Annotated in this window: 12 protein-coding genes; 7 read left to right on the top strand and 5 right to left on the bottom strand. The window is 67.9% G+C overall.

Translation table 11 applies throughout. The features are described 5' to 3' along the window. From Q4A20_RS13725 to Q4A20_RS13705, 5 genes are all read left to right on the top strand, one after another. The coding region (locus tag Q4A20_RS13725; protein WP_303123810.1) for a dihydrodipicolinate synthase family protein at window positions 1-863 on the top strand (863 nt) is incomplete at its 5' end. A 218-nt stretch (window positions 864-1,081) separates the two neighbouring features. Next, window positions 1,082-2,401, top strand: coding sequence for an anaerobic C4-dicarboxylate transporter family protein (locus tag Q4A20_RS13720; protein ID WP_303123808.1), 1,320 nt, complete (start codon window positions 1,082-1,084; stop codon window positions 2,399-2,401). A gap of 67 nt (window positions 2,402-2,468) precedes the next feature. Next, entirely contained in the window at window positions 2,469-3,476 is a 1,008-nt protein-coding gene (locus tag Q4A20_RS13715; protein WP_303123806.1) for a LacI family DNA-binding transcriptional regulator, read from the top strand. 50 nt (window positions 3,477-3,526) lie between these two features. Next, window positions 3,527-4,183 (top strand): HAD-IA family hydrolase, encoded by a 657-nt coding sequence (locus tag Q4A20_RS13710; protein WP_303123805.1) that lies wholly within the window; start codon window positions 3,527-3,529, stop codon window positions 4,181-4,183. 131 nt (window positions 4,184-4,314) lie between these two features. Further along, entirely contained in the window at window positions 4,315-4,920 is a 606-nt protein-coding gene (locus Q4A20_RS13705; RefSeq protein ID WP_303123803.1) for a GtrA family protein, read from the top strand. Window positions 4,921-4,933: 13 nt separating this feature from the next. Here Q4A20_RS13705 and Q4A20_RS13700 read toward each other — a convergent pair whose 3' ends face one another. After that, a complete protein-coding gene (locus Q4A20_RS13700) occupies window positions 4,934-5,653 on the bottom strand; it encodes a peptidyl-tRNA hydrolase (RefSeq protein WP_303123811.1) in 720 nt (239 codons plus the stop codon). An 85-nt stretch (window positions 5,654-5,738) separates the two neighbouring features. Here Q4A20_RS13700 and Q4A20_RS13695 point away from each other — a divergent pair, with 85 nt between their 5' ends. Then, entirely contained in the window at window positions 5,739-6,368 is a 630-nt protein-coding gene (locus Q4A20_RS13695; protein WP_303123802.1) for an HAD family hydrolase, read from the top strand. Here Q4A20_RS13695 and Q4A20_RS13690 read toward each other — a convergent pair. From Q4A20_RS13690 to Q4A20_RS13675, 4 genes are all read right to left on the bottom strand, one after another. After that, entirely contained in the window at window positions 6,357-6,890 is a 534-nt protein-coding gene (locus tag Q4A20_RS13690) for a GNAT family N-acetyltransferase (RefSeq protein WP_303123801.1), read from the bottom strand. The two genes, Q4A20_RS13695 and Q4A20_RS13690, sit on opposite strands and share 12 nt — an antisense overlap. Next, on the bottom strand, window positions 6,887-7,030 hold the full coding sequence (locus Q4A20_RS13685) for a VOC family protein (RefSeq protein ID WP_303123800.1): 144 nt from the start codon (window positions 7,028-7,030) through the stop codon (window positions 6,887-6,889). The genes Q4A20_RS13690 and Q4A20_RS13685 overlap by 4 nt, the downstream gene beginning before the upstream one ends. Window positions 7,031-7,153: 123 nt before the next feature. Next, window positions 7,154-8,755, bottom strand: coding sequence for an amino acid permease (locus Q4A20_RS13680; RefSeq protein WP_303123798.1), 1,602 nt, complete (start codon window positions 8,753-8,755; stop codon window positions 7,154-7,156). Between the two features lie 9 nt (window positions 8,756-8,764). After that, entirely contained in the window at window positions 8,765-10,171 is a 1,407-nt protein-coding gene (locus tag Q4A20_RS13675; protein ID WP_303123796.1) for a glutamate decarboxylase, read from the bottom strand. A gap of 425 nt (window positions 10,172-10,596) precedes the next feature. Here Q4A20_RS13675 and Q4A20_RS13670 point away from each other — a divergent pair, with 425 nt between their 5' ends. Continuing rightward, window positions 10,597-12,033, top strand: a complete 1,437-nt coding sequence (locus Q4A20_RS13670; RefSeq protein ID WP_303123795.1) for a hypothetical protein — start codon at window positions 10,597-10,599, stop codon at window positions 12,031-12,033. Window positions 12,034-12,343 lie beyond the last annotated feature (310 nt).

Genomic DNA, 12,343 nt, shown 5'->3' with positions numbered 1-12,343 from the left:
CCGCCATCAAGCGCCTGGGCTCCTGGCTCGGCACCTTCCCCGAGGTCACCTCCCTCGTCGTCCTCGGCCACGCCGGCGAGGGCACCTTCCTCACCCAGTCCGAACAGGTCGCCGTCATCGAGGCCTTCGTCGCCTCCACCGACGGACGCGTCCCCGTCGTCGCCGGCATCACCGGCGAGGGCACGAAGGTCGCGGTCGAGGAGGCCCGCCGCGCGGTCGACGCCGGCGCCACCGCCGGACTCATCTACCCCTCCCACGGCTGGCTGCGCTTCGGCTTCCAGCCCGGCGCGCCCCAGGACCGCTACAAGGCCATCTACGAGGAGACCGGCCTCAACGAGATCCTCTTCCAGTACCCGGACGTCACCAAGTGCTCCTACGACCTCGACACCCAGCTCGAGATCGCCGCCCTGCCCGGCGTGCACTACACCAAGAACGGCGTGCGCAACATGAAGCGCTGGGACACGGAGATCCCCGTCCTGCGCGAGGCCTTCCCGGACCTGACCATCATGAGCTGCCACGACGAGTACCTGCTGCACACCATGTTCGACGTCGACGGCCTCCTGGTCGGTTACGGCAACATCGCCCCCGAGCTGCTCATCACGCTCCTCAAGGCCGGTCAGGCCCACGACTACGACGCCACCCGCGCCATCCACGACCAGCTCCTGCCGGTAACCAAGGCCGTCTACCACCGCGGCAGCCACATGGAGGGCACCGTGGCCCTGAAGGAGGCGCTGGTGGAGCGCGGTGTGCTGGAGACGGCGACCGTCCGCTCCCCGCTGCGGCCACTGGCGGAAGGCGCCCACGAGGAGATATCCGCCGCTCTGGCCGCCGCCGGCCTCGGTAAGGCCGAGATCCCGGCCTGATGGGCACAGGCCGGCACCGGCCACCGGACCCGACGCGGCCCAGGTGACCGCAGACTCGCCTGCGGTCACCTGGACCACGGGCCCGCGCCGAAGTCCCGGCGTGCCGGCCCCGGAACATACGGTGGCCGGCCCACACCGGACCGCCCCGGGACGGCCGCCGCCGCTCAACAACCGCATTGAGAACGACCCCCGACCCACCGCCCACAATGGAGTAGGCCGTGATCCTTCTACAGTTCCTCGTCTTCCTAGCCTTCATCTTCATCGGCGCCAGAATCGGCGGCATCGGCATTGCCTTCGCCGGCGGGGCCGGCGTGGTCGCCCTCGGTCTGCTGGGCGCCACCCCCGGCGACCTGCCCATGCAAGTCATTGTCTTCATCATGGTGGTCATCTACTCCGCCGCAGCCATGCAGGTGGCCGGCGGACTGGACTACCTGGTCAATCTCACCGACCGGCTACTGCGCGCCCACCCCAAGCACCTGGCCCTGCTGGCCCCCCTGGTGACCTATCTGCTCACCTTCGCCGCTTCCACCGGGCAGGTGTCCTTCGCCACCATGCCGGTCATAGTGGAGGTCGCCAAGGAGAACAACATTCGGCCCACCAGGCCCCTGGCGGTCGGCGTGGCCGGATCACTGCTGGGCATCACCGCCTCCCCGATCTCCGCCGCCGTGGTATTCCTCTCCGGCCAGTTGGAGGAGACGAACACCGGGTGGACCTTCATCGACCTGATCCTGGTGTCGATTCCCGCCACCTTCCTGGGCACCATGACCACGGCGCTGGTCTTCATGCTCTGGGACAAGGCACGTGGCACGGATCGGCTGGACACGGTCCCGGAGTATCAGCGCCGGCTGGCGGCGGGAGAGGTCTCACCGCCACGGCATGAGGTCCGCGAGCTACGGCCGGGCGCCAAGCTTTCGGTGCTGATATTCCTGATCGCACTGGTACTGGTGCTGGCCTACTCCATCGTCATCTCCGAAAAGGTCGGTCTGATCTCCGACCCGGTCATGGACGCCGGTCAGTGCCGCATCTCGGTGATGCTGGCCGCCGCCGGCGCGATCATCGTGCTGTGCAGGGCCAATCCGAAGGCGATACCGGGCTCGTCCATCTTCCGCACCGGCATGAACGCCTGCGCCTGCATCCTCGGTGTCGCCTGGTTGGGGAGCACCTTCATGACCGCCAACCAGGACTGGATCCAGGCCCACCTGGGTGATGCGCTCACCGGCAAGCCGTGGCTGTTCGCCATCCTGGTAGTGGTCGCCTCCTCGCTGCTGTACTCGCAGGCCGCCTCTACCAAGGCACTGTTCCCGACGGCCCTGGCGATCGGTGTGGCTCCGGCGACCGTGGTCGCCTGTTTCCCGGCCACCTCCTCCCTGTTCATCCTGCCGACCTATCCGACGTTGTTGGCGGCGGTGGATCTTGATGACACCGGGTCGACTCAGCTCGGTACGCACTTCTTCGACCACCCCTTCCTGATCCCGGGCCTGATGGCCACGGGTCTGAGCGTCATCTACGGCTTCGCCCTGGCCGCCGTCGTCGTCTGATGGGCTGGCGACCGCCCGATCGCCCAGGCGCCGCTACTATGCGGTCAGCGAGCGAGGAGGCGCTGCCGTGAAGACCGTAACTCTCAAGGACGTTGCCGCCGCCGCGGGCGTATCCACCTCGACGGCGTCCCGGATCCTCGACGAGCGTCTGCCCGCCTCCCGTTCCGCCTCTGCACAGCGCGTACGGGAGGCCGCGGCGCGCCTGGGTTACCGCCGTGACGCCGCCGCCTCAGCGTTGCGCCGCGGCGACACTCGCACGGTGGGGGTGCTGGTGCCCCGCCTGTCAGACACGGTGATGGCACTCCTATTCGAGGCGATCTATGCCGAGGCGGCCTCCCGCGGCCGGTTCGCGCTCGTGTCGGTATGCGGGGACGACTCCGTGGCGGAGTCCCGCGCCGTTGACTCGCTGCTGGCCCGGCGAGTCGACGGCCTGGTGCTGGCCACCGCGCGGCTCGATGACCCCCTGCCCGGCTCCCTGCGTGAACACGGAGTGCCACACGTGCTTGCGCTGCGCACCGACGGCGTTTCCCCCTCCTCCGTGTGCGACGACGAGCTCGGCGGCTATCTCGCCACCCGGCACCTGATCGATCTCGGACACACCGCCGTGGCGGTGCTTCCCGGGCCTGATTTCACCTCCACCGCCAGGCAGCGACTGGCCGGTTACCAACGTGCCATGGCGGAGGCGGGTCTGCCGGTCCCGGATGCCTACATCCGCCACTGCGGCTTCGGCTTCACCGCCGGCCGCGAGGCGGCTACCGCCGTACTCGCCCAGGCACCGGAGCTCACGGCAGTCTTCGCCGCCAATGACTCCCTGGCCATGGGAACCCTGTCCGCAGCCGAGGCACTGGGGCGTTCGGTCCCGGAGGGCCTCAGCGTCGTCGGTTACAACGACACGCCTCTGGCCGGCCAACTGGCCGTGCCGCTGACGACGGTGCGCGTGCCCTTCGACCTGATCGCGGTCGGGGCACTCGATCTGCTCGCCGCACAGACCGGCGGCGACGACTCCCGAATAGCCGATCGGGTTGCCGCCCCAACCCTGATTCCGCGACGCTCCGCCACCTCCCTCGCCCGCTGAATGGCCGGATCCAGCTGGCACTTCGCGCCGCCGTGCGTCACTATCGCCCTATGACGTCGGTCCCCTCACCCGCCCCGCCTGCCATTCCCGCGCTCGGCACCAGCCCGGTACACGCCGTGCTGCTCGACGCCGACGGCGTCCTGCAGCTGATCGGCACGCCCTGGGAGCAGGCACTGACCGCAGGCGGTGGGGCGGAGTTCTGCCGTCGGCTCCTCGCTGAGGAGGAGCCCGCCCTGGAGGGACGCGAACCGCTGCGCGCACTGTTGGAGCGGCTGGGCGGTGAGCTGCGACTCACCGCGAGCGTGGAGGAACTGCTGGACCTGTGGTGGCGGGCCACGCCGGACCCGCTCGCCTGGCAACTCGTGCGTGACCTTAAGGCGGCCGGTTATCTCACGGTGCTGGCCACCAACCAGCAGCACGAGCGTCGTGCCTGGATGCGCTCCACCCTCGGCTACGACGGCCTGTGCGACGTGGACGCCTACTCCTGCACCCTCGGGGTGGCCAAGCCCAGTCCCGAGTACTTCCGCACGGCGCTGCACCTGGCGGGCGTGGACGCGCGGCAGACGCTGTTCGTGGATGACAACGCCACCAACATCTCCGCGGCGGCGGCGCTCGGCATTCACACGATTCATCACCCCGCGGATGCGGGCGGCGACCTGCTGCGCCAGGAGATCGTCACTGCACTCAAGGACGCCTCTCATCCTTGAGGATGAGTCATGAGGCCGCGGCCTCATGCTTTCGGAATCAAGACTTCATCCGGCAGGAGTTGCGAGGATCTCGCCGACGCACAAAACTCGGGCCTGTAGGCGCGGCGCGGGCGGCGCCCGGAAGGATCACCATGACGAGCATTACGGCATCCGGAAGCTTGCGGAGGCGGCGCGCATCCTCCCACGCGGGCCGGACGTCTAACGCCGTTAAGACCACGGCCACGGCCCACCGGCGGCTCAACGCCCACCTGGAGAATCCGACCCGGCGCGCCCCACGAGTCTTCCTGAGTCTGCTCGGCCGTATTCATCGGCTGCTCCCGAGTATCGTACGTCGTCGCGTTCCGGTCACCTTCATCGGTTACGCGCTCATCAACGGCTCCGGATTCCTCATCGACATTGCCTTCCTGTGGCTGTTCTACGAGCGCCTGCACTGGTTCTACCCGCTGGCCGTCACCGTCGGCTATGCGATCGCCGGCGTGTACTCGCTGTTGCTGAACCGGTGGCTGAACTTCCAGTCCCACGGATCACTGACCGCCCAGGGGTCGCGCTACGCCGTCGGCCTGGTCTCACAGTACGTCATATTCATACTGGGCCTATCGAGCCTGCTGCACATGCTGGGCATGAACGCCGAGTTGGCACGGTTTGTCTCCGCGTGCTGCGAGGGCGTATACCTGTACGCGCTGATGCGGCTATGGGTCTTCCGCGGTACGCCCGAACCCGCCACCGAGCACGCCTGAACCGCGGCCCCGCTCACCAGTAGGCGCGCGTGGTCTCCGTGGGGCCCGCCAGTTCGGTGTATCCAGCATCCATCACCGACACGGGCCGGGGGTGCTCCCGCCAAGACGCCTCAGACGGGAAGACGACCCGCACCCGGTAATCTCGATCGGCCCAGAGTGAGCGCAGGGCGACCGGCATGCGGGGACTCTGCCAGGCCAGTTGAGCCGCATGGGCCACTTGAGCGCACAGTTTCCCACTGGTCATCTCCTCCAACGGGGTGACCTCTACCGTCACCGGGGCGGACTCCGACACCGAGGCACTGGTAAGGGCGATCCCACCCACCGCATCCGGATCCTTGGCAACAGCCGCGGTGATCGCGGCCGGCGGCGGGGGCAACTCATCCCCGTGGGGGAAGTGCGTGCCCTCAACCTGGGTCTTGGCCAAGGCCGGCGGCAGCGGGCGCACCGGCCCGGGAACGATGGCGCGCGCCTCGGCCCTGCCCCAACCGCTCGGTCCCGCTTGGACGGCCGTGATGCCGGGCAGTTCCTGGATCTCCTCCCACCGCCGGCCTCGCGCGCGCCGCACCAGCTTGCGGATGCGCCCGTTCTTCCAGGATTCGACGGCATCGTGCCAGAGACCGCCGGGAAGGGCACGCCGATCGGCCAGTACCGAGACGACTGCGCGGGCCGCGGCCTCGGCCACGTCGATGCGGCGCGGCGGGTGGACCTTGTCGTAATGGACGGCGATCTGCATGGCCCAGGGCACGGCATGATCGACGGGTGCGGACGGAGTCGTCGAATCGCCACCCGCCGAAGCGCTTTGAGGGGACAATGACTGCATGCGTCACATTATCTGGGACATGGGCGGCACACTGGTGAACACCTACCCGGAGGTGGACCGAGCCCTGTGCGAGGCGGCCTTCGGCGACGCCGACCCGGAACACCTGCGGCACGTGACCGGCCTGACCCGGCATTCCATCGCCCATGCGATCGCCGCCCTGAGCGCCGAGCGGAATCTGGAACCCGAATCGTTGGAGGCGGCATACACCCGCCTGAAGGGACGGTGGCGCACGCGGCCGGCACCTGTAATGGACGGCGCCAGGGAGGTGATGGCGCGGGTCAGTGAGCTGGGCGGCCTGAACCTGGTGGCCACACACCGGGATCGGGCGTCCGCGACTGCACTGCTGCATGGGCTGCACCTGGAGATGGATGACGTCGTCTGCGCCCCCGATGGCATCGCCCGCAAGCCCAGCCCTGACATGAATCTGCTGTTGGCGCAGCGGCACGGGCTGAACCCGGCGGAGGTGCTGTGCGTCGGCGACCGACCGATCGACGTGGTTGCCGCCCGGGAGGCGGGCATGCCCGCGGCGCTGCTGGTGCGCCCGGGGACGTCGGTGACCCTGCCGGATGACGCTCCCGGTGCGCTGGTGGTCGCCAGCCTGCGGGATCTGCTTCCGCTACTGGACTGAGTCGCCCGGCCGGCGCATGAGCAGCGCGTCGCCGTCGAAGACCAGGCCCGCGTACCCGTCCACGTGGGCGGCCTCCTCGAAGCCCGCGGCGAGATGGGCCGCGACGGAGGCGTGATTGGCCGTCTCGACCACGCTGAACAGGTCCTCCCCCGGCTCGATCTCCTGCACTGCCGCACCCACGGCGGCCAGCAGGGTGTGGCCGATGCCGCGGCGGCGGGCGCCGGGATCAACGATGAGACCGGAGACCATCCATCGCTCCGGGCGGCCCTCCTGAAGGTCACCCGGGAGGACGAAGGCGCCGGACAGGGCGACCGGGGCGGCCGCGTCATCGTCTCCGGCGGCTTCTACGTCGCCGGCCGGGAGGGACGCCAGTAGCAGCACCGGCAGCGCGTCGATCATGCGCGGCGCCTGTTCCAGCGCCTCCTCCACGGTGATGCCCCGCAGTGCCAGCAGGCGGGCGACTCGTGCGGCGTCGTTGGGGCGGGCGGAGCGGATGATCACGTCAGAGGGTGCGGCGTTCATGCCCACTCCCCCAGGCGCAGCGCAACCCGGCCGCCGTCGAAGGTGAAGACCTCCAGGCCGAGTATGCGAGTGTAGAAGTCGACCGCGGCGGGGATCGAGCCGACGGTGAGGACGAAGTGATCGATGCCGGTGACGCGCATGGGTGCATCATGCACCCGCGGGCCCCACCGCCGCCTGGAAGACGGTGTGGGACCCGCGAGCCGGGTCGGTGGCGGGCTCGCTCAGCCCCGAGGCATCGGTGTGTGAACGAGACTCCGGTCCCGCTACGAGGCCCGTCCCAGAATGTGGTGTCCGGAGCGGCGCGAGACCACTCGCAGGTGCCGTCTGGATGCACCCGGCTGCGCCGTGCCCTCAGGATCGTGCGGGTCCGGTGGGTTGACCAGGATGGCGTCGCCGACGGCGTGGTCGGGCTCGAGCTGCCAGCCGGGGCGGCGCAGCGCGTAGAAGATCAGCGGCGGCACGCCGAGGACCACGATCACCAGCCCCACCACCAGGGCGTAGCCGACGGTGCTCAGGCCGGTGAACCCGGAAGGGCGCACGAAGGAAAGCACGAAAGCCACCGCGCAGGCCACGAAGCCGACGCCGGCCACCAGCCCCATGGCCGGAGTGCGGTAGGTGCGCCGCACCTGCGGGCGGGTGGCGCGCAGGCGGATGGCGGCGGCGAACAGCATCATGTACATGATCAGGTAGAGCGCCGCAGCCATGTCGATCAGGGTGACGAAGGCGGTGTTGCCGTTGGGGATGACCACGAACAGCAGCGCCAGGATCGTCACGATCACGCCCTGCAGCAGCAGGATGGAGCGCTGCACGCCGGCGCCGTTGCGCTTTTGCAGGAACGGCGGCAGCAGGCCGGTGCGGGCGGCGGCGAGCAGTCCCTTGGACGGGCCGGCGATCCAGGTGACCACGGAGGCGAAGGCCCCCAGGGCGATCAGCAACGAGATCACCGGGGTGCCCCAGGCCAGGTGCCAGTGGTCGAAGAAGGTCTGGAAGGCCAGGTTGATGCCGTCCACCACACCCAGGCTCGCCTTGGGGACCGCGACGGCGATCGCCAGGGTCGGCAGGATGAAGATCGCCAGGATCATCACCGCCGAGATAAGAACCGTTCGCGGGTACCCGCGGCCGGGGTCGGCCAGGTCATTGGCGTGGACCGCGTTGACCTCCATGCCCGCGTAGGCCAGCACGTTGGACACGATCAACACGATGGAGGCCAGGCCCGTCCACGGCGGCAGGATCGCCGACGTCGTCAGCTCCGTCTGGGAGGGGGTACCGGAGATCAGCCAGGCGGCTCCGAATACAATCAGCAGCGCCGCCGGGAAGAGGGTGCCGATGATGCCGCTCCACGAGCCCACCTTGGCGAACAGGTTGCCGCCAGCCAGGGTGATGAGGGTGGACACCCAGTACAGGACGATGATGACACCGGCCACGTACACGCCATTGTTAGCCAGTGAACCGCCGCCGACCACATAGGACAGGCTCACGGCGATGAAGGCGATCTGAGTGGGGTACCACACGACGTTCTGCACCCACTGCAACCAGATGGCCACGAAGCCCCAACGCTCCCCGAAGGCCTCGCGTACCCAGATGAACACCCCGCCCTTCCAGCCGGTGGCCAGCTCGGCGGCCACCAGCGCAGTGGGCACCATGAACAGGACCGCCGGAATCAGGTAGAGCACGATGGAGGACAGGCCGTAGCCGGCCATGGCCGGCAGTGAACGCAGCGAGGCCACGGCCACCACGGTGAGCATGGCCAGGTTGAACACGGACATGCCCGCCGCGGGGCGGGCCGTCACTTGCCCGGGGACGGTGGGCCCATCGCCGTCGACGGCGGAGCCGCTATTCACGGCGCCGTTAGTCATGGTAGACATCTCTGCTCCTCAGTGGTGGAAGGCGGCGGGGCGGTCGGACTCGTGGGGCAGCGGCCCGTCGAGCCGGTCGAGGTAGGCCACCGCGGCGCGCATCTCCTCGAGTAGGGCGTCGGCCAGGTCGTGGCTGAGCCCGTTGCGCACCACGATCCGTTGCACGGTGACATCAGTCAGGTCGTCGGGCATCGGGTAGGCGGGCACCAGCCAGCCCTTCATGCGCAGCCGGTCGGACAGGTCGTACAGGTTCCACTTGCCCCCGTGATCGGTGCGCAGCCGCCAGGCGAACACGGGGATGTCCGAGCCGTCGTTCCACAGTTCGAAGGGCCCCATGTCGGCGATCTGACCGGCCAGATACCGGGCGACATCGCGGCTGTTGGACTGCACCCGGCGGTAGCCGTCGAAGCCGAGCCGCAGGAACATGTAGTACTGCAGCAGCACCTGGGCACCCGGGCGGGAGAAGTTCAGGGCGAAGGTGGGCATCTGTCCGCCCAGGTAGGAGACTTCGAAGATCAGCTCCTCGGGCAGGGCGGCACGCTCGCGCCACACCACCCAGCCGATGCCGGGGTAGACCAGCCCGTACTTGTGGCCGGAGGTGGAGATGGAGGCGACCCGCTCCACGCGGAAGTCCCACTCCAACTCCGGCTGAATGAAGGGTGCGATCATGGCCCCTGAGGCGCCGTCGACGTGGATAGGGATGTCCAGGCCGGTGCGCTCCTGGATGTCGTCCAGCGCCCGGGCAATCTCGGCGACCGGCTCGTACATGCCGGTGTAGGTCACCCCCATGATGGCTACTACGCCAATGGTGTTCTCATCGACGTAGTCCTCCAGGGCGTGGCCGTCCAGGACCTTGTGCTCCTCGGTGATGGGCACATACCTGGGTTCGACGTCGAAGTAGTTGCAGAACTTCTCCCAGCACACCTGCACGGCGCTGGACATGATCAGGTTGGGCCGGTCGGCCGGCTTGCCGGCGGCGCGACGGGCGTTGCGCCAACGGCGTTTGAGCGCCAGCCCACCGAGCATGCAGGCCTCCGAGGAGCCGATGGTGGAGGTGCCGATGGTGTGCTGCGGATCAGGCGCGTGCCACAGGTCCGCGAGCATGGTCCAACAGCGGGTCTCGATCTCGGCGGTGCGCGGATACTCATCCTTGTCGATCATGTTCTTGTCGGCCGCCTCCAGGTAGAGGCGGTCGGCGCGCTCGTCCATCCAGGTGCTCACAAAGGTGGCGAGGTTGAGGCGGGCGTTGCCGTCCAGCATCGCCTCGTCGTGAACCACCTGGTAGGCAGTCTCGGGCAGCGCCTCCCCGGCGGGGAAGCGGAACTTCGGCAGGTCGTAGGCCTCACCGGGGCGGGCAAACAGCGGGTTGAGCTCGCTGCTGCCCGGGTCCGGGGCGGAGGAACCGTCGAATACTGACCGTGACATGTCGGAATCTCCTTTCGGTTGGCAACGATTGACATAGGAATATCACTGCGCTGTGCTTGCCACCACTACCATGCGACAATAAGCCAGTATTTGCAATTTACCGGAGGCGTCTTCCCAGCTTTCTGAAACAATTACTACACCCGCCAGAATTGCCAAGCCTCTCTTTGTAACCAACATCGCCGGAAATCACTTGCAAAGCACCCGGGAACCCCCTGGAAATAGCCACAGAAATTCACCTGAACGCCGCGGCGACCCGCGCGCGCTCATTATCTGGATAGCACCTGAATGCGACCCCCAGAAAGCCTTACCGGCCGGGTGCGGCCGCTGCGGGAGTCGTCAGCGTTCCCCGCCGCCGGCCACTCCGTCAGCCGCCCACCGGGTCAAGGACTAGCGTCGCTTAACTTATTCGTGACAGGCTGGGCGGTATGAGTTCGCCGCCCCCGTCCCGCCCCGGCTTCAACGGTTCTTCCGGATCCGGGCACCTGCCGCCGCAGACCCCGCCATGCACCTGGCAGCCACAGCCAGGAAGTCCCCCGGCGTCTGCCCGGCCGACCCCACCGCACGCCTACGGGTATGTCGGCGCCACTCCCCCGCCCTCGCCGCCCGTGCGGCCGCGGAGGAGACGGGTCGCGCTCGTATCCGCGCTGACGGTTGTGCTTGTGCTGGCGATTGGGGGGACCGCCGCCTTAATCATGCGCCACCGGGGGACAGACGACGACACCTCCACGGCGAGCACCGACCGGTGGTCGCCGTCCTGGCTGGACGGCTTCGAGGAGGCCTGGACCCTGGAGGCTCCCGCGGACTTCCGCCGACAGGAGATGTCGATGCGCATCCGTGGCGACCGTATGGTCCGGACTACCAGTACGTCCGCAACGGCGACCGTGACCGTATTCGACATCTCCGGAGACAGTCCCAAGCAGTTGTGGGAGACCAAGCAGGAGGTTACCGAAACCGTCGATGGAACGATGCTGTGGGACGGCCAGATCATCGTTGAGACCACGCTGATAGACATCGACTCTCAGGAGCGCAGCACCACGCCTTGGGACACAGACGCCAGGGTGACGGTCACCTCGGCGGGAGCGGTCGCCTGCGTCGAGGCCACCTGCCGGTGCTGGTCAAGTCCCTCAGAATTGCTGTGGGAGAGCACTTTCCCGGAGGGCGAGCATATGACCGTGGGGCCCGACCGAACCATGGACGGATATTCAATCGCCAGCTCGTCCGATTACGGCGAGTACTTCGTGGTCGATGTGAACACCGGGGCCGCTAACCTGCTGGAGGCGCAGAAGGCAGATATCATTCGGCCACTTGCCGACGGCTGGCTGGTTCACTCCGGCGGCAGTGCACGCACCGATGCAACCGTCAAGCTGTACGAGCCCGACGGCACCTTCAGTGAGTCGTTCAAGTTCCGCACCAACGCAGCGTTCTCAACCTACCCCTGGTCGCCCACACCATTCACGCGGGAGCAGGCACGGCTTTGGTTGGAGGACTTCGACACCTCTTGGGCCCCGGCGACCTACACGGTCTCGGAGACGGATTCGAGTTGTGAGTCGATCACCATCAACGGCAACGACGTCGTCCTCGGTGAGGACAACTCCCTGACCGCAGCAGACAAGCGCGGTGGGTGCACCACCACGAGTGCCCTACAGGCGCTGTATCACTCCGGCGAAGGCGCGGTCCAGAGCTTCGCCAGAACGGAAGGGGACGAACGCTCCCTGGTGCTGGTAGACATGGCCACCGGACGCGCCTCGGAGTCGATTCCGCTCGGTACCACCGACGATTACGCGGGTTATACGCCTCTCGGCGACCTGCTCGTCGTCAACTATGCCTCTGGCGTGAGCCGGGCATACCGGCCGGCCTCATAGTGGCTCGTCGTATTTGAGGGTGTGGTGGGATGGTTGCAGGTGCACAACCACGACCTTTCCGAGCAATCGCGCGGAAAGTACGAGAACTCCGTGACGGCGGGTCACCCCGATGAATAACCCTCCGTAGATCACGGTAGATCACCGTAGATCGCAGCGGATGCCGGCGGATCGCAGTGGTACGGGCGCGGTGGGTCGCGGCGGATGCCGGCGGATTACAGTGGTATGGGCGGCACGGTTCGGGCGATCGCCTGACGATTCGAAGTGTCAGCCCCGTCGGCCTCATGCCCGTCGACGCGGCGGCCCCGCCCCA

The sequence above is a fragment of the Actinomyces sp. genome (assembly GCF_030530635.1).
Lineage (GTDB): Bacteria > Actinomycetota > Actinomycetes > Actinomycetales > Actinomycetaceae > Actinomyces.
This window is presented reverse-complemented; position numbering and strand designations above follow the sequence as displayed.

Coding starts and splice junctions, on each gene's coding strand:
- Q4A20_RS13710 (WP_303123805.1), top strand. CDS start 3,527: ATGACGTCGGTCCCCTCACCCGCCCCGCCTGCCATTCCCGCGCTCGGC.
- Q4A20_RS13705 (WP_303123803.1), top strand. CDS start 4,315: ATGACGAGCATTACGGCATCCGGAAGCTTGCGGAGGCGGCGCGCATCC.
- Q4A20_RS13700 (WP_303123811.1), bottom strand. CDS start 5,653: ATGCAGATCGCCGTCCATTACGACAAGGTCCACCCGCCGCGCCGCATC.
- Q4A20_RS13695 (WP_303123802.1), top strand. CDS start 5,739: ATGCGTCACATTATCTGGGACATGGGCGGCACACTGGTGAACACCTAC.
- Q4A20_RS13690 (WP_303123801.1), bottom strand. CDS start 6,890: ATGAACGCCGCACCCTCTGACGTGATCATCCGCTCCGCCCGCCCCAAC.
- Q4A20_RS13685 (WP_303123800.1), bottom strand. CDS start 7,030: ATGCGCGTCACCGGCATCGATCACTTCGTCCTCACCGTCGGCTCGATC.
- Q4A20_RS13680 (WP_303123798.1), bottom strand. CDS start 8,755: ATGTCTACCATGACTAACGGCGCCGTGAATAGCGGCTCCGCCGTCGAC.
- Q4A20_RS13675 (WP_303123796.1), bottom strand. CDS start 10,171: ATGTCACGGTCAGTATTCGACGGTTCCTCCGCCCCGGACCCGGGCAGC.
- Q4A20_RS13670 (WP_303123795.1), top strand. CDS start 10,597: ATGAGTTCGCCGCCCCCGTCCCGCCCCGGCTTCAACGGTTCTTCCGGA.